Here is a 22,113-nt window from a genome sequence, read left to right as displayed (position 1 = left end):
GCGCGCTTGTGGTCTGGACCCTGAAAATAGTTAGAATGCGGCCAGTTAAGGCACGCAAGCCCGCCTATCATATCCAAGAATCGTCACCAGCTTAAGGCCCAAGGCGCAAATGAAACGATCCGCTTTCTTTATCTCCGACGGCACCGGCATCACTGCCGAAACCCTTGGCCAGAGCCTGCTAGCGCAATTTGAAAACATTACGTTCAACAAGTTCACGCGCCCCTACATCGACAGCGTCGAGAAAGCCCGGGCCATGGTCGCGCAAATCAACAAGGCCGCCGAGAAGGACGAGGTCCGTCCGATCATCTTCGACACCATCGTCAACCAGGACATTCGCGAGATCCTGGCGACGTCCGACGGGTTCATGATCGACATCTTCTCGACCTTCCTGGCCCCGCTGGAGCAGGAGCTTAGTTCACACTCTTCCTACTCGGTGGGCAAATCGCACTCCATTGGCCACAACTCCAACTACATGGAGCGGATCGAGGCGGTGAACTTCGCGCTGGACAACGATGACGGCGCTCGCACCCATTACTACGACAAGGCCGACATCATTCTGGTGGGGGTTTCGCGCTGCGGGAAGACGCCTACCTGTCTATACATGGCCATGCAATTTGGCATCCGCGCGGCCAACTACCCGCTGACCGAAGACGACATGGAGCGGCTGACCCTGCCCGCCGCGCTGAAACAGCACCGGGCCAAGCTGTTCGGCCTGACCATCGACCCGGACCGCCTCACCGCCATTCGCCACGAGCGCAAGCCGAACAGCCGTTATTCGAGCTTTGCCCAATGCGAGTTCGAGGTGCGGGAAGTCGAGAATCTGTTCCGCAAAGAGAACATTCCCAACATCAACTCCACGCACTTTTCGGTCGAGGAAATCTCGGCGAAAGTGCTGGTGGAGAAAGGGGTCGAACGGCGTTTCAAATAGGGGAAGCAGCGGCGAGCCTTGAGCTGCAAGCTGCAAGCCAGAGCAGATCGCGGTGTTCGCAACGACGCGGTCTGGCTTGTAGCTTGTAGCTTGTAGCTTAAAGCTCTCCCGGCACCCTTACGAAGCCTTCCATCAGCACCCGCGCGCTGCGGCTCATGATGGCTTTTTTGACCGACCACTCCCCGCCGACGACTTCAGCCTCAGCCCCCACTCGCAACGTGCCGGACGGGTGCCCGAACCGGACAGCACTGCGCTCGCCACCGCCCGCCGCCAGGTTCACCAGCGTTCCCGGGATCGCCGCCGCCGTGCCGATGGCCACGGCTGCCGTGCCCATCATCGCGTGGTGCAGCTTGCCCATGGACATCGCCCGGACCAGCAAATCGGTGTCGCTCACCGACACGCGCTTGCCGCTGGACGATACGTACTCGCTCGGTTTTGCGACAAAAGCGACCTTGGGGGTGTGCTGACGCTTGGCGGCGTCTTCGACGTTGGCGATCAAGCCCATGCGCACGGCACCGTAGGCCCGGATCGTTTCAAAGCGGGCGAGCGCCTGCGGATCGCTGTTGATGGCGTCCTGCAGCTCGGTGCCGGTGTAGCCGATGTCGCTGGCATTGACGAAAATCGTCGGGATGCCCGCGTTGATCAGGGTCGCCTTGAAGGTGCCAACACCCGGCACTTCCAGGTCGTCCACCAGATTGCCAGTGGGGAACATCGCCCCCCCCGCGCCCTCCTCCTCTGCCGCCGGGTCCATGAACTCCAACTGCACTTCTGCGGCGGGAAAGGTCACGCCATCCAATTCGAAGTCGCCGGTTTCCTGCACCGCGCCATCGGTGATCGGCACGTGGGCAATGATGGTCTTGCCGATGTTGGCTTGCCAGATGCGCACCACCGCCACGCCGTTTTGCGGCACCCGACTGGCATCAATCAAACCATTGCTAATCGCAAACGGACCGACCGCCGCTGACAGGTTGCCGCAGTTGCCGCTCCAGTCCACGAACGGCGTATCGATGGACACCTGGCCGAAGAGGTAATCGACGTCGTGATCGGCCTTGATGCTTTTCGACAGGATCACGGTTTTGCTGGTGCTCGACGTCGCGCCGCCCATGCCGTCGATCTGCTTGGCGTAAGGATCGGGGCTGCCGATGACGCGCAGCAGCAGGGAATCGCGGGCCGGGCCTGGCACCTGCGCCGCTTCGGGCAGGTCTTGCAAGCGGAAAAACACGCCTTTGCTGGTGCCGCCGCGCATGTAGGTCGCGGGGATTTTGATTTGTGCGGTATGAGCCATGAAATCGCTTTCCTTTATAGAAGCCCCGGCGCGACCCACAGGTCGCGCCCAGAGGTCGTCACGCCACTGCGGACGATTCAAGGAAGTCCTGGGCAAAGCGCTGCAACACGCCGCCTGCCTCGTAGATCGACGCTTCTTCGCCGGTATCGAGTCGGCAGGTGACCGGCACTTCCACGCGTTCGCCATTCTTGCGCTGGATTACCAGCGTCAGCGTGGCCCGCGGCGTACGCTCGCCGATCACGTCGAAGGTTTCAGTGCCGTCGATGCCCAGCGTGGTGCGGTCGGTGCCGGGTTTGAATTCCAACGGCAACACGCCCATGCCCACCAGGTTGGTACGGTGAATGCGCTCGAAGCCTTCGGCGACGATGGCCTCGACACCCGCCAGACGCACGCCTTTCGCCGCCCAATCGCGGGACGAACCCTGACCGTAGTCGGCCCCCGCGATAATGATCAGCGGCTGCTTGCGGTCCATGTAGGTCTCGATCGCCTCCCACATGCGGGTCACCTGGCCTTCCGGCTCGATCCGTGCCAGCGAACCCTGCTTGACCTTGCCGTTTTCCTGGACCATTTCGTTGAACAGTTTCGGGTTGGCGAACGTCGCCCGCTGGGCCGTCAAGTGGTCACCCCGGTGCGTGGCGTAGGAATTGAAGTCTTCTTCCGGCAGGCCCATGCGCGCCAGATACTCACCCGCCGCGCTGTCGAGCATGATCGCGTTGGACGGCGACAGGTGATCGGTGGTGATGTTGTCCGGCAACACGGCCAGCGGACGCATGCCCTTGAGCGTGCGCTCCCCGGCCAGCGCCCCTTCCCAGTACGGTGGACGACGAATGTAGGTGCTCGCCGGGCGCCAGTTGTACAGCGGATCGACTTTGGGGCCGGTGTCTTCATGGATCGCGAACATCGGGATGTAGACCTGACGGAACTGTTCCGGCTTGACCGACGCCTTGACCACCGCGTCGATTTCCTCGTCGCTCGGCCAGATGTCTTTCAGGCGGATGTCTTCACCGTTGGGGCCCACGCCCAGCACATCTTTCTCGATGTCGAAGCGGATGGTGCCCGCAATGGCGTAGGCCACGACCAGCGGCGGCGAGGCGAGAAAGGCCTGTTTGGCGTAGGGATGGATGCGTCCGTCGAAGTTGCGGTTGCCCGACAGCACCGCAGTGGCGTACAGGTCGCGGTCAATGATTTCCTGCTGAATCACCGGGTCCAGCGCGCCGGACATGCCGTTGCAGGTGGTGCAAGCGAAGGCCACAACGCCGAAACCCAGTTGTTCGAGTTCGGAGGTCAGACCCGCTTCGTCGAGGTACAGCGCTACGGTTTTGGAACCGGGGGCCAGCGAGGATTTCACCCACGGCTTGCGGGTCAGGCCGAGCGTGTTGGCATTGCGCGCCAGTAGCCCCGCCGCGATGACGTTGCGCGGGTTGCTGGTGTTGGTACAACTGGTGATGGCCGCAATGATCACTGCGCCGTCCGGCATCAGGCCGGGGGTTTCTTCCCAGGCGCTGGCGATGCCCTTGGCCGCCAGATCGGACGTCGCGACCCGCGCATGGGGATTCGATGGGCCAGCCATGTTGCGCACGACGCTCGACAGATCGAAGCTCAGCACGCGCTCGTATTCGGCGGTAGCAAGGCTGTCGCCCCACAGGCCGGTGTGCCTGGCGAAGGTTTCGACCAGCTTGACTTGCTGATCGTCGCGGCCCGTGAGCGTGAGGTAATCGATGGTCTGCTGATCGATGGCGAACATCGCCGCCGTCGCGCCGTATTCCGGGGCCATGTTGGAAATGGTCGCCCGGTCGCCCAGAGTCAGGGCACGGGCGCCTTCGCCGTAGAATTCCAGGTACGCGCCGACGACTTTCTGTTTGCGCAGGTATTCGGTCAGTGCCAGCACCACGTCGGTGGCGGTGATGCCGGGTTGCGGCCGGCCGGTCAGCTCGACGCCGATGATGTCCGGCAGGCGCATCCACGAGGCGCGGCCCAGCATCACGTTTTCAGCTTCCAGCCCGCCCACACCGATGGCAATCACACCCAGCGCGTCGACGTGCGGGGTGTGGCTGTCGGTGCCCACCAGGGTGTCCGGGAACGCCACGCCATTCAGCGTCTGGATCACCGGCGACATCCGCTCCAGGTTGATCTGGTGCATGATGCCGTTGCCCGGCGGGATCACTTCAACATTCTTGAACGCCTGCTTGGTCCAGTTGATGAAGTGAAAGCGGTCTTCGTTACGACGGTCTTCGATGGCGCGGTTCTTGTTGAACGCATCCGGGTCATACCCGCCGCATTCGACGGCCAGCGAGTGGTCGACGATCAACTGCACCGGCACCACCGGGTTGACTTGCGCCGGGTCGCCGCCCATGTCGGCGATGGCGTCGCGCAGACCAGCGAGGTCGACCAGCGCGGTCTGGCCGAGAATGTCGTGGCACACCACACGGGCCGGGAACCAGGGGAAGTCGAGGTCGCGCTTGCGTTCGATCAGTTGCGTCAGCGAGGCCTTGAGGGTCGCTGGGTTGCAGCGGCGCACCAGGTTTTCCGCCAAAACACGAGAGGTGTACGGCAGCGTGGCGTAGGCCCCCGGCTTGATCCCATCGACTGCCTCACGGGCGTCGAAGTAATCCAGCGAAGTGCCGGGCAGCGATTTGCGGAATTCAGTGTTCATCGTCGGGACTCGGTCACGGTTTGTTTCAAGAGGCAGGCCCGCCGACTCCGGACACCCACCGCCCTTGTAGGAGTGAGCTTGCTCGCGATGGCATTTTCCCAGGCGACGGAGATGTCACCTGATGATCGCCATCGCGAGCAAGCTCACTCCTACAGAGCCCGCGGTGTATCCAGATCGGGTACAGTCCTCCCACCACTCAGCGTTGTTCGATTGGCACGAACTTGCGCTGTTCGACGCCGACGTATTCGGCGCTCGGACGGATGATGCGGTTGTTGCCACGCTGTTCGAACACGTGAGAGGCCCAGCCCGTCAGGCGCGAACAGACGAAAATCGGCGTGAACAGCTTGGTCGGAATGCCCATGAAGTGGTACGCCGAGGCATGGTAAAAGTCGGCATTCGGGAAGAGCTTCTTCTGTTCCCACATGGTTTTGTCGATGGCTTCGGAAACCGGAAACAGCACGGTGTCTCCCACTTCATCAGCGAGTTTTTTCGACCAGCCCTTGATCACCTCGTTGCGCGGGTCGTTGTCCTTATAGATCGCGTGGCCGAAGCCCATGATCTTGTCCTTGCGCGCCAGCATGCCCAGCGTGCCTTGAACCGCGTCTTCGGCAGACGAAAACTTCTCGATCATGTCCATCGCCGCCTCGTTGGCGCCGCCGTGCAACGGGCCGCGCAGGGTGCCGATGGCGGCGGTGATGCAGGAGAACAGGTCCGACAGAGTCGATGCGCAGACCCGGGCGGTGAAGGTCGAGGCGTTGAATTCGTGCTCTGCGTAGAGGATCAGCGACACGTCCATGACCTTGCGATGCAATTCGCTTGGGGTCTTGTCCAGCAGCAGCTTGAGGAAATGGCCGCCAATGGAAGGCTCGTCGGTCACGCAGTCGATGCGTTTGCCTTCGTGGCTGAAGCGGTACCAGTAGCACATGATCGCCGGAAATGCGGCGAGTAAGCGGTCAGTTGAATCGACCTGGTGTTCAAAGCTGGTTTCCGGTTCCAGGTTGCCGAGCATCGAGCAACCGGTGCGCATCACGTCCATCGGGTGGGCGTCGGCAGGGATGCGCTCCAGCACTTCTTTCAGCGCCTGGGGCAGATCGCGCAGCCCCTTGAGTTTGCTCAGGTAGCCGTCGAGCTGGCTCTGGGTCGGCAGCTCGCCGTACAGCAGCAGGTAGGCGACTTCTTCGAAACGGGCGTCGGCCGCCAGTTCCCGTACGTCATACCCACGGTAGGTCAGGCCGGCACCGGCCTGGCCCACGGTGGACAGGGCAGTCTGTCCGGCCACCTGGCCACGAAGGCCAGCGCCGCTCAATACTTTTCCTTCAGCCATTGCTCTCTCCAAATCTTGTCGTTTTAAGGGAATCGGCAATTCCGTTTTGATGACCACGTTCCCTTGTAGGAGTGAGCTTGCTCGCGATGGGGTCCCGGCAGGTTACATGGATGCCAACTGCACAACCGCCATCGCGAGCAAGCTCACTCCTACAGAAATGCGGACATGCATTCAGCCCTTCTTCTGCGCAAACAGCGCGTCCAGTTTCTGTTCGAAAGCGTGGTAATCGATGCGTTCATACAACTCCATGCGGGTCTGCATGGTGTCGACCACGTTCTTCTGCGTGCCGTCGCGGCGGATCGCGGTGTAGACGTTTTCCGCCGCCTTGTTCATGGCGCGGAACGCCGACAGCGGGTACAGCACCAGCGCCACTTCCGCGGAAGCCAGCTCGTCGGTGGTGAACAGCGGCGTAGCGCCGAATTCGGTAATGTTCGCCAGGATCGGCGCTTTCACGCGGGAGGCGAAGAGCTTGTACATGTCCAGTTCGGTGATGGCTTCCGGGAACACCATGTCAGCGCCCGCCTCGATGCACGCGGCGGCGCGATCCAGTGCCGATTCCAGGCCTTCGACGGCCAGCGCATCGGTGCGCGCCATGATCACGAAACTGTCGTCGGTGCGCGCATCGACGGCGGCCTTGATGCGATCGACCATCTCCTGCTGCGAAACGATTTCCTTGCCCGGACGATGGCCGCAGCGCTTGGCGCCCACCTGATCCTCAATGTGCATAGCCGCCGCACCGAACTTGATCATCGACTTCACGGTACGCGCCACGTTGAACGCCGAGGCGCCGAAACCGGTGTCCACGTCAACCAGCAGCGGCAGGTCACAGACGTCGGTGATGCGGCGCACGTCCGTCAACACATCATCCAGCCCGGTGATGCCCAGGTCCGGCACGCCCAGCGAGCCAGCGGCCACGCCGCCACCGGACAAGTAAATCGCCTTGAAACCGGCACGTTGCGCGAGCAGCGCGTGGTTGGCGTTGATCGTGCCCACCACCTGCAATGGATGCTCGTTCGCCACGGCATCGCGGAAACGTTGGCCGGGAGTCGTTCTTGAAGTCATTGTTCACCTCGGGCAGTAGTCGATTGATGAGCGTGTTCTTGATAACGCTGTTCGATGTTGCGTTTCGATGCGCCGATGTGACGGCGCATCAACAGTTCGGCCAGTTCGCCATCACGGTCGGCGATGGCGTCCAGAATGCGGTGGTGTTCGGTGAAGGCATGGCGGGGGCGATTGGGCGTGGTCGAGAACTGAATGCGGTACATGCGCACCAGTTGATACAGCTCGCCGCAGAGCATCTGGGTCAGCGTGCTGTTGCGCGCCCCCTGAATGATCCGGTAATGGAAGTCGAAGTCGCCTTCCTGCTGGTAGTAGCCGACGCCCGCCTGAAACGCCGGATCGCGCTCGTGGGTCTCCAGCACCCGGCGCAACTCATCGACTTCCTCGGCGGTCATGCGCTCAGCCGCCAGCCGGCAGGCCATGCCTTCCAGTGATTCCCGGATTTCGTAGAGCTCGACCAGCTCGGCATGGCTCAAGGACACGACGCGCGCGCCGACATGAGGCACCCGCACCAACAGACGCTGACCTTCCAGGCGATGGATCGCTTCGCGCAGCGGGCCACGGCTGATGCCGTACGTCCGGGCGAGTTCCGGCTCTGAAATCTTGCTGCCGGGGGCGATGTCTCCTTTGACGATCGCGGCCTGAATCCGGCGAAACACGTTTTCGGACAGCGTCTCCGAATCCACGGGACTGGCAATGTTCACTTCAGCGGCATCCAGCATTGTCGACACCTTTCATCTCAATGACGCCAAAGCTATCGAAACAACCCCTATTCGTCAAAGACATTTTCAGGACTGTCGACAATCCTCTCATAACTGACGGGCATGAGGATCGCTCCTACGATCATTGTCCGCGCGCCCTTCGCTGGCGCCATAAAACCTTCATGCTAGAATGCCGACCGCATCTGCCCGTCGTCTCGGGCTACACGGACGTCCCTGCTGGCCGCGGCCCGCAATCCACTCACACCCCGAGCCGACGTCAAATCGCTCCTGTTTTCCCTCACCGCGCCAGGACCTATGAGCCGCCACCCTCTCCTCTTTCTTTTATGCCTGTACCTGCCGGGGCTGTTCCTGAGCGATCTGTGCATGGCGGCCGGCAAGACCGTCTATGGCCTGAACGAGTATGCCGAACTGGCGGGGATCGACCTGCAAGTGGCGGCGAAACTGGACACCGGTGCGAAAACCGCCTCCCTCAGCGCCCGCGACATCAAGCGTTTCAAGCGCGACGGCGAATCCTGGGTGCGCTTTTACCTGGCCATCGACGACGCCCACGAACACCCCATAGAACGGCCGCTCGCACGGCTCAGCAAGATCAAGCGCCGGGCGGGTGACGTCGACCCTGACGACGAAAAGAAATACACCTCACGCCCCGTCATCAGCCTCGACGTGTGCATGGGTAACGCATCGCGAACCATAGAAGTGAACTTGACCGACCGAAGTGCATTCCAATACCCGCTTCTGATTGGCTCCGAAGCCCTCAAGCACTTCGATGCGCTGGTCGATCCAAGCCTTAAATATGCAGCGGGCAAACCCGCCTGCATCACCGATGCTCAAACCGCAGAGTAATGACATGCGCTCTCTTACCCTCCATCTGAAAATCCTGATCGCGACCCTGGTCACCCTGGGCATCGCCATCACGGCTTATCAGATATTGGTGCTCGGCATCCCGGTGACCGAAGACGAAACCGACGACCTGTGGAACATCGACGCCAAGGTCGAATTCGTCGCCAACCCGAAAGACTCGGTCAAGGTGCAGATGTACGTGCCGCCGCTGTCGCGGGACTACATCAGCCTCAACGAAAGCTTCATCTCCAACAATTACGGCGTGAACGTCAACCGCGCCGACGGCAACCGCAAGGTCACCTGGTCCGCCCGCCGCGCCACCGGCAATCAGACGCTGTATTACCGGCTGGTGCTGACCAAGCGCTACAGCGGTGAGAAAGCCAAGGTCAAAGGCCCGATCTTCCGTGACAGCATTGCCGTGGAAGGCCCGGAAAAGATCGCCGCCGACGCCCTGCTCGCCCCCATTCGCCAACACTCGGCCGACGTCGAAACCTTCGTCAGCGAGGCCATTCGGCGTGTCAACAATCTGAGCGACGACAACGTCAAGCTGCTGCTGGCCGGTGACACGTCAGTCCAGAACAAGGCCCGCATCACCGAAATCCTGCTGTCGGTCGCCCACGTCCCGGTGGAAAAGGTCCACACCATTCGCCTGGTGGCCGATCAGCCGCAGATGCCGGAACTCTGGCTGCGCAGCTTCAACGGCAAGGACTGGCTGTATTTCAACCCGGAAACCGGTGAAGCCGGGCTGCCCCAGGACCGCCTGTTGTGGTGGGTGGGGGATGACAACCTGATTACTGTCGAGGGCGGCAAAAAGGCCACCGTGAATTTCAGCCTGAACAACAGCGAGATGAATGCCATCCGCCTGGCCAAGCTGACCGACGAGAACACCGACGCCGACTTCCTCGAATACTCGCTCTACGGCCTGCCGCTGCAAACCCAGCAGACGTTCATGATCATGGTGATGATCCCGATTGGCGTGCTGGTGATCCTGATCCTGCGCAACCTGATTGGCCTGCAGACACTCGGCACATTTACGCCGGTGTTGATCGCACTGGCGTTTCGCGAGACGCAGCTGGGATTCGGCATCGTGCTGTTCACGATCATCACGGCACTGGGCCTTTCACTGCGCTCCTACCTTGAACACCTGAAACTGCAAATGCTGCCCCGGTTGTCCGTGGTGCTGACGTTCGTCGTGGTGCTGATCGCCGCGATCAGCCTGCTGAGCCACAAGCTTGGCCTGGAACGCGGCCTGTCGGTTGCACTGTTCCCGATGGTGATCCTGACCATGACCATCGAACGGCTATCGATCACCTGGGAAGAACGCGGCGGCGGCCACGCCATGAAAGTCGCCATCGGCACGCTCTTCGCTGCGTCGCTGGCCCACATCATCATGAGCGTGCCGGAGTTCATCTACTTCGTGTTCACCTTTCCGGCGATCCTGCTGATTCTGGTGGGCTTCATGCTGGCGATGGGTCGTTATCGCGGCTATCGCCTCACCGAGCTGATCCGCTTCAAGGCCTTCATCAAGGAAGATGCCGAACGGGAAAACGCCAAATGATCGGCTGGTGGAAAACCTGGAAGGCCCTCGAAGCCAAAGGGATCATGGGCATCAACCGGCGTAACGCCGATTACGTGCTCAAGTACAACAAGCGCAGCCTGTACCCCATCGTCGATGACAAGATCATCACCAAGGAACGGGCTATCGCGGCCGGCATTCATGTGCCGGAAATGTACGGGATCATTTCCACCGAAAAGGAAATCAGCCGCCTCGACGACATCATCGGCGGCCGCGACGACTTCGTGATCAAACCTGCACAGGGGGCCGGGGGTGACGGCATTCTGGTGATTGCCGACCGTTTCGAGGGGCGTTTCCGGACCATTTCGGGGCGCATCATCAGTCGCGATGAAATCGAGCACCAGATTTCCAGCATCCTCACCGGCCTGTATTCCCTGGGTGGTCATCGCGACCGGGCGCTGATCGAATACCGGGTCACGCCGGACCCGATTTTCAAAAGCATCAGCTATGAAGGCGTGCCGGACATCCGCGTCATTGTGCTGATGGGCTATCCGGTGATGGCCATGCTGCGCCTGCCGACACGGCAATCCGGCGGCAAGGCCAACCTGCACCAGGGCGCCATTGGCGTCGGCGTCGACCTCGCCACCGGCATGACCCTGCACGGCACCTGGCTGAACAACATCATCAGCAAGCACCCTGACACCGCCAACGCCGTGGACGGGGTGCAACTGCCAAACTGGGACGGCTTCATGCACCTGGCGGCGGAATGCTACGAGCTGTGCGGGTTGGGCTACATCGGTGTGGACATGGTGCTGGACCAGGATCGCGGCCCGTTGATCCTCGAACTCAACGCCCGCCCCGGCCTGAACATCCAGATCGCCAACGACTGCGGGCTGACCCATCGCACCCAGGCCGTGGAGCAACGACTGGAAGTGCTGGCGGCGGAAGGCCGACATGACAGCCCGGAGGAACGCGTCAAGTTCGTGCAGGAGCTGTTCGGGCACGTCTGACGGCAACCGATGACATTCTGCCGAATGTGATTTCCTGCGGAAGCGAATTCATTCGCGATGGTGTTCCAGACGACACACTGCATCGCCTGATCGACTTTCGCGGATAAATTCGCCCCTAAAGGTTGATCGCCGCCATGACAACGGCGCGCACTCATCCAATTCCGACACCCCCCTAGGAGCCAGATCACCGGAGGACTACAATCGCCGTCCGCGTGCCACGACTGTTTTCTGTTCTCATGCCAATCTGTTCCGTACACCCGCTTGCCTATCACGTTAACCCGACCGGGTATTTTTCCCTCGTTCGCCATGCCCCCGGCGCCGTACTGCTCGACAGCGGGCGCCCCGAAGCGGATCGCGGCCGGTTCGACATCCTGAGTGCCTGGCCCGTCGAAACCCTTTCGCCAGAAATGGACGAAAGCGGAAAGGCTTTTCTTCACCGCTTGCGCGACAGACTCGCCGCGCTTGGCGAGGCACAGTTGCCGGAAAACAGTCCATTGCCATTCGCGGGCGGACTGATCGGTTATCTGGCCTACGATTTTGGTCGTTTGCTGGAGCCTTTGCCGAGCCTGGCGGTCGATGACCTTTATTTACCGTCGGCGCGCTTGGGTCTCTACGGCTGGGCATTGATCAGCGATCACCAGCAACGCACCACCCAACTGGTGATCCATCCATCGTTGAACGAAGAAGAACGCCAGCGTCTGATCGACCTGTTCGAACAGCCATCGGTCAACGACCATGCCCTCTTTCGACTGACCCGCCCGTTCAGCGCCGACACCCGCGCAGACGAGTATCAGCAGGCCATCGCCAACATTCATGCGTACATCGAGGCTGGGGATTGCTATCAGGTGAACTTCGCCCAGCGTTTTCGCGCCCCGTACAGCGGCGATCCCTGGGCCGCCTATCAAGCGCTGCGCGCTGCTTGCCCCACGCCCTTCGCCGGTTATCTGAGCCTGCCCGGCGGTCACGCCGTGCTGAGCCTGTCCCCTGAGCGCTTCGTCAAGGTCAGCCGGCGTCAGGTTGAAACCCGGCCCATCAAAGGCACGAGGCCTCGGGGCAAGGACGCGGCCCAAGATAAGGCCTACGCCGAAGAATTACTGGCCAGCCCGAAGGACCGTGCTGAAAACCTGATGATCGTTGACCTGCTGCGCAACGATCTGGGCCGCACCTGCCGCATTGGTTCAGTGCGGGTTCCCGAGTTGTTCAGCCTCGAAAGTTACCCGAACGTGCACCACTTGGTGAGCGCGGTCACTGGCGAGCTGGCGGACGACCGGGACGCGCTGGACCTGATCGGCGGCAGTTTCCCTGGAGGTTCGATTACCGGTGCACCGAAGATTCGCTCGATGCAGATCATTGATGAGCTGGAGCCGACCCGTCGGGCGCTGTATTGCGGGTCACTGCTGTACCTCGACGTTCGCGGTGAGATGGACAGCTCCATCGCCATCCGCAGCCTGCTGGCGCAAGATGGCCAGATCGCCTGCTGGGGCGGCGGCGGCATCGTGGCCGACTCGGATTGGGAGGCCGAATATCAGGAATCCATGACCAAGGTGCGGGTCCTGCTCCAGACCCTGGAAACACTGTGACTCAGCGCCGCCGAAGCCACGCTGACGTCTATCACAGCGTACGACCCAATGTGCAGAGGGCGGCGCAGACACAGGTTTCAGGCCATTGCGCGGTGCTTTTTGGTAACATTCGCGCCATCAAGAGCGCCCTAGCGCCACTCCCTGATCAGGAAACCGCCCGATGAGCCATCCGTTCGACGTCGCCGATATCGCCGCGACCTACGCCAACAAGTCCGCCCAGGACATTCTCAAATTCGCCTTCCAGCATTTCGGTGACGAGCTGTGGATTTCCTTCAGCGGCGCGGAAGACGTGGTGCTGGTGGACATGGCGTGGAAGATCAACAAGAACGTCAAAGTATTCAGCCTCGACACCGGTCGCCTGCACCCAGAGACCTACCGTTTCATCGATCAGGTACGCGAGCAGTACAACATCGCCATCGACATCGTGTCGCCGGACCGGGAAAAACTGGAGCCATTCGTCAAGGAAAAGGGCCTGTTCAGCTTCTATAAAGACGGCCATGGCGAATGCTGCGGCGTGCGCAAGATCGAGCCGCTGCGCCGCAAACTGACCGACGTCAAGGCCTGGGCCACCGGCCAGCGCCGCGACCAGAGCCCGAGCACGCGCAACAGCGTGGCGGTGGTGGAAATCGACAGTGCCTTCTCCACCGCCGAACGCCCGCTCTACAAATTCAACCCGCTGGCACAGATGAGCAGCGCGGACATCTGGAACTACATCCGCATGCTCGAACTGCCGTACAACAGCCTGCATGAGCGCGGCTTCATCAGCATCGGCTGCGAACCGTGCACCCGCCCTGTCCTGCCGAATCAGCACGAACGCGAAGGTCGTTGGTGGTGGGAAGAAGCGACGCAGAAAGAATGCGGGTTGCATTCCGGGAATCTGATTATCAAAGCCTGACGCAATACCTGTAGGAGTGAGCTTGCTCGCGATAGCGGCCGTCCAGCCACCATTGCAGCGTCAGATCCGACGGTATCGCGAGCAAGCTCACTCCTACAGGGTTGGAAACGCCCAATCAATGCTCGGGAAGCACGACCCCTTCAAACAGCTCTTCCAGCTCCTGTTTGTTGTGGCACTGGATCGCCTTGGCCATGACGTCGCGGGTCAGGTGCGGGGCGAATTTTTCGATGAAGTCGCACATGAAGCCGCGCAGGAACGTGCCGCGACGGAAGCCGATTTTGGTGATGCTGGCTTCGAACAATTCGCTGGCGTCGAGCACGACCAGGTCGCTGTCCAGTTTTGGGTCGACGGCCATTTTGGCGACGATCCCGACACCCAGGCCCAAGCGAACGTAGGTTTTGATCACGTCGGCGTCGGCGGCAGTGAACACCACTTTCGGCGTCAGGCCGCGATGGCTGAAGGCTTCGTCGAGCTTGGAACGACCAGTGAAACCGAACACGTAGGTCACGATCGGGTATTCGGCGAGGATTTCCAGGGTCAGCTTCGGCAGTTTGGTCAGCGGGTGGCCTTGCGGCACGACCACGCAGCGGTTCCACGTGTAGCACGGCATCATCACCAGATCGCCGAACAGCTCAAGCGCTTCGGTAGCAATGGCGAAATCAACGGTGCCGTCAGCGGCCATCTCGGCGATCTGCATCGGCGAACCCTGGTGCATGTGCAGCGCGACATCCGGGTATTGCTTGATGAAATTGCTGATCACCGGCGGCAAGGCGTATCGCGCCTGGGTGTGGGTGGTGGCGATGGACAGCGTGCCTTTCTTCTCGTTGGAGAACTCCTGAGCGATCTGCTTGATGCTCTCGACCTTGCGCAGAATCTCGCCTGCGGTGGTGATGATCCGTTCCCCGGCCGGGGTCACGCGAGTCAGGTGCTTGCCGCTGCGGGCAAAGACCTCGACCCCCAATTCATCTTCCAGCAACCGGATCTGCTTACTGATGCCCGGTTGCGATGTGTACAGGCTCTGCGCCGTCGCCGAGACGTTGAGGTCGTGGTGCGCCACTTCCCAGATGTAGCGCAATTGTTGAAGCTTCATATGTATCCCTCAAAGCCGGAAGACGCCACGGGCATCAGCGACGGTATATAACTGGATTAATGGTCCCAAAGGCAAAACTAGAACTTTTTATCACTTTTATTCGGTAATGGCACGCTGCTTTTTCATCGGCGCGACGAATTTCACGCCGCGCTCATCTCCCCGAGCGGTTTTGCAGCATGGGCACCATGTACACCGGCACTTCGGACAGTTGCAGCACCCGCGCCGCCGTGCGCCCGATCGGCGTGTCCCCCTCCGCCCCGTGACTATGGCTGCCCACCACCAGCAGATCGACCTCCAGGCGCTGGGCCTGCTCCAGAATGACGTTCGACGGATCGCCTTGCACCACCCGCACACTGTGAATCAACGCCAGGTCCTGATTGTCTTCCCCCAGTTCGTCACGAAAACCGGCCAGCACCCGTAGCTCGATGCCCTCGATCACAGAGTTGACGCCTTCGCTGTGCAATTCCCGGAGCACGTCCTCAGCGAGGTAGCTTTGCAGAACGGACTCGGCGAACAGCCCCATGGGCTCAACGACGTGAATCACGTGCAACTCCGCCTCAAACGTTCGCGCCAGGGACAAGGCATGTTGCAGGACGTAGGGCGCGTAAAGACCGAGATCCGTGGCATACAGCATCGAGCGAATCATGTGACCTCCAGGCGACCATGACAGGTGGAGACATGATTCAGCGTAGCAGCGCATGAGAAATTCGACCGGTTCTATACAGCTTTCCGGTCTAAAGGTTCACGGTTTTAGCTCATTGCTGATGCCGTGAGGCACGTGGCCAGTGGCGACCACCTCCCTCGCCTTCTCGCAATGGCCCGGCTGGTCGTCGAAGAAGACATCGGCGGCGAAGGCTTCCAGAAAGGCCGCTTTTTCCAGCCCGCCGAGAAACAGTGATTCGTCTAGCCGGATGTCCCACTCGCGAAGGGTGCGGATGACCCGCTCATGGGCGGGGGCCGAACGGGCCGTGACCAGTGCCGTGCGAATCGGGCAGGACTCTTCGGGAAATTCCCGCTGCAACAGATTCAAGGCGGCCAGAAAGGGCTTGAAGGGACCGCCAGGCAGCGGCAAACGCGCCGCCTCGCGCTCGCTGGCCTGAAACGCTTGCAGCCCGCCCGACTGATAAATGCGCTCGGACTCGTCGGAAAACAGCACGGCATCGCCGTCGAACGCGATGCGCAGTTCGGCGCTGGCGGCACGTCGGGCACCGCCGGACAGGATGGTTGCAGCGGCAAATCCCGCGTCGAGTGCGCTGCGCACGTCTTCGGCGTGGGTCGAAAGAAACAGGTGGCTGCCAAAGGCGGCCAGATAGGGAAACGGGCTGCGGCCGCCGACAAACGCGGCCCGCGAGATGTCCAGCCCGTAATGCTGAATGGAGTTGAAGACGCGCAAGCCGGTGTCTGCACTGTTGCGCGACACCAGCACCACCTCGACCCGGGATTGCGTCAGGCGGGTATTGAGGCTCAGGAGTTTTTCGACGAGCCGGAAGGCATCGCCAGGCTCCAGCACTTCGTCTTCGTGATCGATCTGGTACTTGCGATACGCGGCGACCCCGTCGGTCATGTAGATCGCATGGCTTTCCCGAAGGTCGAACAGCGCCCGCGAAGAAATCGCCAGGACCAGCTTGTTGCCCGCGTTTTTCAGCGTCAGGTCGGTGGTCATCGTGTTCCCCAAGCGTGATCAGAAGTTACCCAGTGTTTCGCCTGATCGAGCTAAGGCAAAACAGCCTCTCGGTTGGCGCGGTCGATGAAACCCAGCGCGTGATACAGCGCCCGAGTCTTCGGCATGTCGCACCCTGCCGCCAACGCCGCAGCCAGCGGGTTGGCGTAGATCGCGTCCAGCTCCAGCGGGCGTTTTTCGATGAAATCGTGGTACATGCTCGGGCGATAATCCGGCATCCCGCCTGTCACGTTGAACAACTGCTGCGCGTAACCTTCCGGCAACACATGACCACAGGCCCGAGCCCCCTCGACCACCTCGTCCATCAGCCCTTGAATCAGCACGCGGCTGTCGGGATCGGCCATCAATGGCGTGGTGCTCGCGTTGAGCAAGACCGACAAACCGTTGTACGGCACGTTCCAGACCAGTTTCTGCCAGCGCGCCTTGTGCAGATTGTCCATGGGCACCGACTCTATCCCGGCAGCGTGAAACAGCGCTGCGCCTTCTTCGACGATCGCGAGGCTGGCTTCAGCGTCGGGCGCCGGACCGCTGTGATAGCCGATGTTGACGGCGCCGAACGCCTGATGGGCGATCTGGCCCGGTGCCGTGCGATGAACGCAGATGAAACACAGCCCGCCTAGCAGGTGCAGGCTGTCCGGGAGCGCGGCCCGTAAGTCTTCTTCAACCCCAAGGCCGTTTTGCAGCATCAGCACCTTGGCGCCAGGTGCCGCCGCCTCAATGATCGCCGAAGCCACGCCATGGGTGCCGGTGCTCTTTGCGCCCACCAGCAGCCAGTCGCAAGGCGGCATGTCGGCGGCCGAGGAATAGGCTTGAACGTTGTCCAGCGTCAGGTGGCCGTGCACTTGGCTGTCTATACGCAGGCCGTTTGCTGACACGGCGCTGAATTCGCTGCGCAGTAAAAAATGCACGTCTAAGCCGGCGCGGGCCAGCATCACGCCGTAGAAACCGCCGATGGCGCCGGTGCCGATGATCCCGATGCGGGGCTTTTGTGTGATTTCGCTCATGCTTTCCTCGTCGATGGCTGCATGTTCATGACTGACCCTGTCCGTGACTCACTCAGGGCAGATCGTCCGGCGCCTGCGCCAGCGCCTGTTCGAGACCGGCAACGATGTCGTCGAGGGACAACGTGCCACGCAACGTCCCGTAGAACTCGCCGTCACGGATGACGAACAGCGTCGGCAGATGAAAAACGCCGTAACGCTGCACGGCCCCACCGTTTTCTTCCGCGTCGATCCAGCACAGCCGGTCGATGGGCAGTGACAGTTCAGGTAAGTGATGCCGCGCCCAGCGGCAGCTGGAGCAGCCGATGCTGGTGAAGATCAATAAAGAGACGCCGGGCAATGCCAGCAGTTGCTGATCGACGTCAAAATCCGTCAGTTGCAGTTGATCCACGCCGATGTCCCCCAGGTCTGCCGCACACTATATCCGCACCCGCGTGCCCCTTTCCAAACTTCCGGCCCACAATCCCGGAACCGTGGGACAAAAGCCTCGTTTACCCATTGTCGAAGTACGGGTTAACGCGCTAAGGTTCCGCTCCCCCTGCCCTCAATACTGCCGGGCCCGCCGCACTTGGCGCCTGGCACCGTGACCCTGATGAGTAACACGATGGCTGATTTACCGATTGACGACCTCAACGTTGCCTCCAACGAGACACTGATCACTCCGGATCAGCTCAAGCGCGAAATTCCCCTCACCCCTGCTGCGCAGGCGACCGTGAGCAAGGGCCGCGAAGTTATCCGCAACATTCTCGATGGCAAGGACCACCGCCTGTTCATCGTGATCGGGCCGTGCTCGATCCATGACATCAAGGCGGCTCACGAATACGCCGAGCGCCTGAAGGCCCTGTCGGCCGAGCTGTCCGACACCCTGTATCTGGTGATGCGCGTGTATTTCGAAAAACCGCGCACCACCGTCGGCTGGAAAGGCCTGATCAACGACCCGTACCTGGACGACTCCTTCAAGATTCAGGACGGTCTGCACATCGGTCGTCAGCTGTTGCTGGACCTGGCTGAGAAAGGCCTCCCGACCGCAACCGAAGCGTTGGACCCGATCTCCCCGCAATACCTGCAGGACCTGATCAGCTGGTCGGCCATCGGCGCACGCACCACCGAATCCCAGACGCACCGCGAAATGGCCTCGGGCCTGTCCTCGGCAGTCGGTTTCAAGAACGGCACCGACGGTGGCCTGACCGTGGCGATCAATGCGCTGCAATCGGTCTCCAGCCCGCACCGTTTCCTGGGCATCAATCAGGAAGGTGGCGTGTCCATCGTCACCACCAAAGGCAACGCCTACGGCCACGTGGTGCTGCGCGGCGGCAACGGCAAGCCGAACTATGACTCGGTCAGCGTCGCGCTATGTGAACAAGCGCTGAACAAGGCGAAGATCAAGCCGAACATCATGGTCGATGCCAGCCACGCCAACTCCAACAAAGACCCGGCGCTGCAACCGCTGGTCATGGAAAACGTCGCCAACCAGATTCTGGAAGGCAACGAATCGATCATCGGCCTGATGGTGGAAAGCCACTTGAAATGGGGCGCGCAGTCGATTCCAAAAGACCTCGCGGACCTGGAATACGGCGTGTCGATCACCGACGCGTGTATCGACTGGGAAACCACCGAGAAGACCCTGCGCAGCATGCATGCCAAGCTCAAGGACGTGTTGCCGAACCGTAAGCGCGGCTGATCCGAAGGCCGAAAACGACAACGCCGAGCATTTGCTCGGCGTTTTCTATTGCAGCTGTGTTTTTTAGACCGGTCAGATCTTCGCGGCCTGACGCTGATTGCGTTCCATGTAGCGCTCGACATAAGAGCACGATGGAATGACGGTGTAACCGTTGCTCTCGGCATAATCGAGCGCGACTTCGGTCAACGCCGCAGCGATACCCCGCCCCCGCAATGCGTTCGGCACGAACGTACGATAAATGTCCAGGGTCTGTTTCCCCAGATCCATGTACGTCAGATAAGCGCGGTGACCGTCGATGTTGATTTCGAACTGGTGACCGGTCTTGTCATGGTGTATGGACAACGCCTCGCTCATCACTACTCCTCGCGGGTCTTAAAATTTGACCCCTACCTTACCCATGTTTGTCCGGCGAAGGAACACCTCTACCCTCTACGCCACCCCGTGCCTGATTTGGACACCGAGAAGGCTTTGGCTTCTCAAACAAATGAGCACCCCCAGATAGTAGGCTCGATTGCTGAATTCGCTCAAGGAAATGGGGAGAATATGCACTGCCGCACATCTGACACCACTCGGGTTGAACCTGACGCCGCCGACGAATGTCCATTGAGACGCGAACGGTGCGCCTGAGTCACTTAAAGCACGTCAGAACAAGCACTCTTGCCAATCATCGTCTATACAAAAAAGGCTGAGAGGCGCGGGATTCCGAACGGGCGTCATGTTGTTCCAGGGTAACCCGTCTTGTTTGACGCGCATGAACGTACGCCGATTCGAGGGTTTTAACCGGTCTCACCCACGACCGTAATCGTCTGACGGTGAAGGATTTTTTGCGTATAAAAAGCGTGAGGAGTTGCACGGAACACGTTCAAACCAAAGAATTTTATGCGGTTCTTGCGCATAGTCCGTTTACTTACTACAAACAATGGGTAGTATGTACGCCGGTCATTTTCTCATTTTCGAGAGATGACTAATTTTGATAGAAGTCCTTTAAGGGGAACACGATGAACAACGTTCTGAAATTCTCTGCTCTGGCCCTGGCCGCAGTTCTGGCTACCGGTTGCAGCAGCGCATCCAAAGAAACTGAAGCTCGTCTGACTGCAACTGAAGACGCAGCCGCTCGCTCCCAAGCCCGTGCTGACGAAGCCTACCGCAAGGCTGATGAAGCTCTGGCTGCTGCTCAAAAAGCTCAGCAAACTGCTGACGAAGCCAACGAGCGCGCTCTGCGCATGCTCGACAAGGCAAGCCGCAAGTAATAATCCCTCGGGATTATTGATAAGCCGGTCCGGTTTCGGATCGGCTTTTTTGTTGCCTGACGTCCCTAGAGGTGCCCTCACCGGCGATGTTTCAGGCAATAAAAAACCCGTTCACCCTGCCTTGCGAGGCCCGGTGAACGGGTATCAGAGACCGCTCCGGCTTACTGCATGGTCACCGGCGCAGGGCTCACCGCAGGGGCTGCTACGCCCGGCACCGCGATCTCGACCGGCATGCCATCTTCGGCCGCCACCACGTCACGCACCGAATCCCACTGAATCCGCAGGTTGTTGGCCAGGTCTTCGCGCTTGAGCAAGGCATTGATCACGGCCGTGTGCTTGTCGACCACCGACGGATTACCGCTCTCATCCAGCGGCGTGTGCGCTTCCAGATAGACCTTGCCTCCGCTGATACCGAACTTGTAGGGCTCGTTCATGATGCGCACGGTGGTCCCGACCGGCACCATGTCCGCCATTTCCAGCACGTTGTTGTTGTACATGCGGAAGCAGCCGTGGCTGGTGCGCATGCCGATGCCGAACTTCTTGTTCGACCCGTGGATCAGGTAACCCGGCAAGCCCAGACCGAACTTGAACGGCCCCAGCGGATTGTCCGGGCCGGCCGGCACGACGTTGGGCAGGATGTCGCCGTCGGCGGCGTGTTCGGCCTTGACCGACGCCGGTGGGGTCCAGGTCGGGTTCGGGGTTTTGGCGGTGACTTTGGTGGTCGACACCGGCGAGCCCCAGCCCTCGCGGCCAATGCCCAGCGGGAAGGTGTACACGACGTTCCGGCCTTTCGGGTAGTAGTACAAACGGTACTCGGCCAGGTTGATGACGATGCCTTCACGCGGACCGGGCGGCAGGATGAAGCGGGTCGGCAGGATCACCTGCGTGCCCGCGCCCGGCAGCCACGCATCGACGCCAGGGTTGGCGGCGATCATTTCCAGATAGCCCAGATCGTATTTCGTGCCGAGATCGGCAAAGGTGTCTTCGTACTTGGCGGTGACGGTTTGCACCTGGCCGATGATGTCTTCACCGGGCGGCGGCAGCGGAAACTCCAGAGCGGAGACAGGGCCGGCCGCACACAGTGCAGCAAGCGACAGACAGCGGGCGAAAGCTGGAATGCGCGACAACATCCGGGAAGTCCTTGGATAAACGGGAGGCTTGAATGGCCGCGATTGTACACCCACCCCACGGCCTTCGGGAGTAGGCGCGACGGTGTGCAACATGAAGCGAAATTTAGAGTGTCTGGTCCAGCTCGGGCCAGATCGGGTGCCAGCCCCGGCGTTGGGCGTCGATGATCGCCCGGCACAGGGGGCATAGACGTTCGTCCAGGTAGATGCCTTGCTGGACGTCGGACCAGCGCGGCTGCGCCGGGAGCAAAGTGCCGCAGAGGGTACGGTCGGCGGAACCGGCCAGCTCCAGTTGCCGGGCGACCAGGTGCACACGCACTTCCTGGCACGCGAACAGGTCGAGTTGCTCATCGGGTTCGATCAGTTGATAGGCAAACAGGGACCAGGCAGGGCGGCGCATCGGGGGGCTCCGAATCGGGGGCGCCACATTAGCCGAAAGGCCTCGTCCGGAAAAGGGCTGGAGGCCTTTAA

At 60.9% G+C, this 22,113-nt stretch carries 21 protein-coding genes; 8 read left to right on the top strand and 13 right to left on the bottom strand.

What is annotated here, in order from left to right:
• Nucleotides 1-109: 109 nt before the first annotated feature.
• Nucleotides 110-928, top strand: coding sequence for a posphoenolpyruvate synthetase regulatory kinase/phosphorylase PpsR (gene ppsR, locus ACWKWE_RS01480; protein ID WP_341964256.1), 819 nt, complete (start codon nucleotides 110-112; stop codon nucleotides 926-928).
• Between the two features lie 97 nt (nucleotides 929-1,025).
• On the opposite strand, the gene prpF is transcribed toward ppsR, so the two are convergent.
• The 5 genes from prpF to ACWKWE_RS01455 all read right to left on the bottom strand — a co-directional run bounded on the left by prpF (nucleotide 1,026) and on the right by ACWKWE_RS01455 (nucleotide 7,971).
• Nucleotides 1,026-2,213 carry a 2-methylaconitate cis-trans isomerase PrpF gene (gene prpF / locus ACWKWE_RS01475; RefSeq protein ID WP_483849385.1) on the bottom strand — a complete coding sequence of 396 codons (1,188 nt, stop codon included), beginning with the start codon at nucleotides 2,211-2,213 and terminating at the stop codon, nucleotides 1,026-1,028.
• Between the two features lie 58 nt (nucleotides 2,214-2,271).
• Nucleotides 2,272-4,866, bottom strand: a complete 2,595-nt coding sequence (gene acnD / locus ACWKWE_RS01470; protein ID WP_483849384.1) for a Fe/S-dependent 2-methylisocitrate dehydratase AcnD — start codon at nucleotides 4,864-4,866, stop codon at nucleotides 2,272-2,274.
• A gap of 196 nt (nucleotides 4,867-5,062) precedes the next feature.
• On the bottom strand, nucleotides 5,063-6,190 hold the full coding sequence (gene prpC / locus ACWKWE_RS01465; RefSeq protein ID WP_483849383.1) for a bifunctional 2-methylcitrate synthase/citrate synthase: 1,128 nt from the start codon (nucleotides 6,188-6,190) through the stop codon (nucleotides 5,063-5,065).
• 171 nt (nucleotides 6,191-6,361) lie between these two features.
• The gene (prpB, locus tag ACWKWE_RS01460; protein ID WP_483849382.1) at nucleotides 6,362-7,252 is read right to left on the bottom strand and encodes a methylisocitrate lyase; all 891 of its coding nucleotides are present in this window, start codon (nucleotides 7,250-7,252) and stop codon (nucleotides 6,362-6,364) included.
• Nucleotides 7,249-7,971 (bottom strand): GntR family transcriptional regulator, encoded by a 723-nt coding sequence (locus ACWKWE_RS01455; protein ID WP_483849381.1) that lies wholly within the window; start codon nucleotides 7,969-7,971, stop codon nucleotides 7,249-7,251. The genes prpB and ACWKWE_RS01455 overlap by 4 nt, the downstream gene beginning before the upstream one ends.
• Nucleotides 7,972-8,265: 294 nt before the next feature.
• Here ACWKWE_RS01455 and rloA point away from each other — a divergent pair, with 294 nt between their 5' ends.
• From rloA to ACWKWE_RS01430, 5 genes are all read left to right on the top strand, one after another.
• Complete coding sequence (gene rloA, locus ACWKWE_RS01450) at nucleotides 8,266-8,814, top strand: retropepsin-like aspartic peptidase RloA (protein WP_166595477.1); 549 nt, start codon at nucleotides 8,266-8,268, stop codon at nucleotides 8,812-8,814.
• Between the two features lie 4 nt (nucleotides 8,815-8,818).
• Nucleotides 8,819-10,369 (top strand): osmotic stress tolerance membrane protein RloB, encoded by a 1,551-nt coding sequence (gene rloB, locus ACWKWE_RS01445; RefSeq protein WP_341964250.1) that lies wholly within the window; start codon nucleotides 8,819-8,821, stop codon nucleotides 10,367-10,369.
• The gene (locus tag ACWKWE_RS01440) at nucleotides 10,369-11,337 is read left to right on the top strand and encodes an alpha-L-glutamate ligase-like protein (protein ID WP_483849965.1); all 969 of its coding nucleotides are present in this window, start codon (nucleotides 10,369-10,371) and stop codon (nucleotides 11,335-11,337) included. Before rloB ends, ACWKWE_RS01440 begins: the two co-directional genes overlap by 1 nt.
• A 236-nt stretch (nucleotides 11,338-11,573) precedes the next feature.
• Nucleotides 11,574-12,917 (top strand): aminodeoxychorismate synthase component I, encoded by a 1,344-nt coding sequence (gene pabB, locus ACWKWE_RS01435; protein WP_483849380.1) that lies wholly within the window; start codon nucleotides 11,574-11,576, stop codon nucleotides 12,915-12,917.
• A 160-nt stretch (nucleotides 12,918-13,077) separates the two neighbouring features.
• Nucleotides 13,078-13,812 (top strand): phosphoadenylyl-sulfate reductase, encoded by a 735-nt coding sequence (locus ACWKWE_RS01430; RefSeq protein ID WP_483849379.1) that lies wholly within the window; start codon nucleotides 13,078-13,080, stop codon nucleotides 13,810-13,812.
• Nucleotides 13,813-13,927: 115 nt separating this feature from the next.
• On the opposite strand, the gene cysB is transcribed toward ACWKWE_RS01430, so the two are convergent.
• The 5 genes from cysB to ACWKWE_RS01405 form a co-directional block, all read right to left on the bottom strand.
• A complete protein-coding gene (gene cysB / locus ACWKWE_RS01425; protein WP_081566102.1) occupies nucleotides 13,928-14,902 on the bottom strand; it encodes an HTH-type transcriptional regulator CysB in 975 nt (324 codons plus the stop codon).
• Between the two features lie 151 nt (nucleotides 14,903-15,053).
• Nucleotides 15,054-15,548: a universal stress protein gene (locus tag ACWKWE_RS01420; protein WP_166595473.1), complete on the bottom strand. Its 495-nt coding sequence runs from the start codon at nucleotides 15,546-15,548 to the stop codon at nucleotides 15,054-15,056.
• 96 nt (nucleotides 15,549-15,644) lie between these two features.
• On the bottom strand, nucleotides 15,645-16,565 hold the full coding sequence (locus tag ACWKWE_RS01415) for a 5'-nucleotidase (RefSeq protein ID WP_341964247.1): 921 nt from the start codon (nucleotides 16,563-16,565) through the stop codon (nucleotides 15,645-15,647).
• A gap of 50 nt (nucleotides 16,566-16,615) precedes the next feature.
• Nucleotides 16,616-17,587 carry a putative 2-dehydropantoate 2-reductase gene (locus ACWKWE_RS01410; protein WP_483849378.1) on the bottom strand — a complete coding sequence of 324 codons (972 nt, stop codon included), beginning with the start codon at nucleotides 17,585-17,587 and terminating at the stop codon, nucleotides 16,616-16,618.
• 52 nt (nucleotides 17,588-17,639) lie between these two features.
• Complete coding sequence (locus ACWKWE_RS01405) at nucleotides 17,640-17,975, bottom strand: thioredoxin family protein (RefSeq protein ID WP_178115722.1); 336 nt, start codon at nucleotides 17,973-17,975, stop codon at nucleotides 17,640-17,642.
• Nucleotides 17,976-18,188: 213 nt separating this feature from the next.
• Between ACWKWE_RS01405 and ACWKWE_RS01400 the strand changes: the two genes are divergently transcribed.
• A complete protein-coding gene (locus tag ACWKWE_RS01400; RefSeq protein ID WP_166595470.1) occupies nucleotides 18,189-19,265 on the top strand; it encodes a 3-deoxy-7-phosphoheptulonate synthase in 1,077 nt (358 codons plus the stop codon).
• Between the two features lie 72 nt (nucleotides 19,266-19,337).
• Here ACWKWE_RS01400 and ACWKWE_RS01395 read toward each other — a convergent pair whose 3' ends face one another.
• The gene (locus ACWKWE_RS01395; RefSeq protein WP_166595469.1) at nucleotides 19,338-19,619 is read right to left on the bottom strand and encodes a GNAT family N-acetyltransferase; all 282 of its coding nucleotides are present in this window, start codon (nucleotides 19,617-19,619) and stop codon (nucleotides 19,338-19,340) included.
• A 644-nt stretch (nucleotides 19,620-20,263) separates the two neighbouring features.
• Here ACWKWE_RS01395 and oprI point away from each other — a divergent pair.
• Nucleotides 20,264-20,515, top strand: coding sequence for an outer membrane lipoprotei OprI (oprI, locus tag ACWKWE_RS01390; RefSeq protein ID WP_003199355.1), 252 nt, complete (start codon nucleotides 20,264-20,266; stop codon nucleotides 20,513-20,515).
• A 161-nt stretch (nucleotides 20,516-20,676) separates the two neighbouring features.
• On the opposite strand, the gene ACWKWE_RS01385 is transcribed toward oprI, so the two are convergent.
• Together ACWKWE_RS01385 and ACWKWE_RS01380 are read right to left on the bottom strand one after the other, a co-directional pair.
• Nucleotides 20,677-21,645 carry a L,D-transpeptidase family protein gene (locus ACWKWE_RS01385; RefSeq protein ID WP_166595468.1) on the bottom strand — a complete coding sequence of 323 codons (969 nt, stop codon included), beginning with the start codon at nucleotides 21,643-21,645 and terminating at the stop codon, nucleotides 20,677-20,679.
• A 103-nt stretch (nucleotides 21,646-21,748) separates the two neighbouring features.
• Nucleotides 21,749-22,042: a hypothetical protein gene (locus tag ACWKWE_RS01380; RefSeq protein WP_483849377.1), complete on the bottom strand. Its 294-nt coding sequence runs from the start codon at nucleotides 22,040-22,042 to the stop codon at nucleotides 21,749-21,751.
• Nucleotides 22,043-22,113 lie beyond the last annotated feature (71 nt).

This window comes from Pseudomonas salicis (assembly GCF_057128705.1).
Note: the sequence above shows the minus strand (reverse complement) of the source record. Positions and strands in the feature narration are given on the sequence as shown.

What these genes read in the sequence shown, in the direction of transcription:
- ACWKWE_RS01385 (WP_166595468.1), bottom strand. Translation starts at nt 21,645, where the DNA reads ATGTTGTCGCGCATTCCAGCTTTCGCCCGCTGTCTGTCGCTTGCTGCA.
- ACWKWE_RS01410 (WP_483849378.1), bottom strand. Translation starts at nt 17,587, where the DNA reads ATGAGCGAAATCACACAAAAGCCCCGCATCGGGATCATCGGCACCGGC.
- cysB (WP_081566102.1), bottom strand. Translation starts at nt 14,902, where the DNA reads ATGAAGCTTCAACAATTGCGCTACATCTGGGAAGTGGCGCACCACGAC.
- pabB (WP_483849380.1), top strand. Translation starts at nt 11,574, where the DNA reads ATGCCAATCTGTTCCGTACACCCGCTTGCCTATCACGTTAACCCGACC.
- ACWKWE_RS01400 (WP_166595470.1), top strand. Translation starts at nt 18,189, where the DNA reads ATGGCTGATTTACCGATTGACGACCTCAACGTTGCCTCCAACGAGACA.
- ACWKWE_RS01380 (WP_483849377.1), bottom strand. Translation starts at nt 22,042, where the DNA reads ATGCGCCGCCCTGCCTGGTCCCTGTTTGCCTATCAACTGATCGAACCC.
- prpB (WP_483849382.1), bottom strand. Translation starts at nt 7,252, where the DNA reads ATGACTTCAAGAACGACTCCCGGCCAACGTTTCCGCGATGCCGTGGCG.
- rloA (WP_166595477.1), top strand. Translation starts at nt 8,266, where the DNA reads ATGAGCCGCCACCCTCTCCTCTTTCTTTTATGCCTGTACCTGCCGGGG.
- prpC (WP_483849383.1), bottom strand. Translation starts at nt 6,190, where the DNA reads ATGGCTGAAGGAAAAGTATTGAGCGGCGCTGGCCTTCGTGGCCAGGTG.
- acnD (WP_483849384.1), bottom strand. Translation starts at nt 4,866, where the DNA reads ATGAACACTGAATTCCGCAAATCGCTGCCCGGCACTTCGCTGGATTAC.
- oprI (WP_003199355.1), top strand. Translation starts at nt 20,264, where the DNA reads ATGAACAACGTTCTGAAATTCTCTGCTCTGGCCCTGGCCGCAGTTCTG.
- ACWKWE_RS01430 (WP_483849379.1), top strand. Translation starts at nt 13,078, where the DNA reads ATGAGCCATCCGTTCGACGTCGCCGATATCGCCGCGACCTACGCCAAC.
- ppsR (WP_341964256.1), top strand. Translation starts at nt 110, where the DNA reads ATGAAACGATCCGCTTTCTTTATCTCCGACGGCACCGGCATCACTGCC.
- ACWKWE_RS01415 (WP_341964247.1), bottom strand. Translation starts at nt 16,565, where the DNA reads ATGACCACCGACCTGACGCTGAAAAACGCGGGCAACAAGCTGGTCCTG.
- rloB (WP_341964250.1), top strand. Translation starts at nt 8,819, where the DNA reads ATGCGCTCTCTTACCCTCCATCTGAAAATCCTGATCGCGACCCTGGTC.
- prpF (WP_483849385.1), bottom strand. Translation starts at nt 2,213, where the DNA reads ATGGCTCATACCGCACAAATCAAAATCCCCGCGACCTACATGCGCGGC.
- ACWKWE_RS01455 (WP_483849381.1), bottom strand. Translation starts at nt 7,971, where the DNA reads ATGCTGGATGCCGCTGAAGTGAACATTGCCAGTCCCGTGGATTCGGAG.
- ACWKWE_RS01395 (WP_166595469.1), bottom strand. Translation starts at nt 19,619, where the DNA reads ATGAGCGAGGCGTTGTCCATACACCATGACAAGACCGGTCACCAGTTC.
- ACWKWE_RS01420 (WP_166595473.1), bottom strand. Translation starts at nt 15,548, where the DNA reads ATGATTCGCTCGATGCTGTATGCCACGGATCTCGGTCTTTACGCGCCC.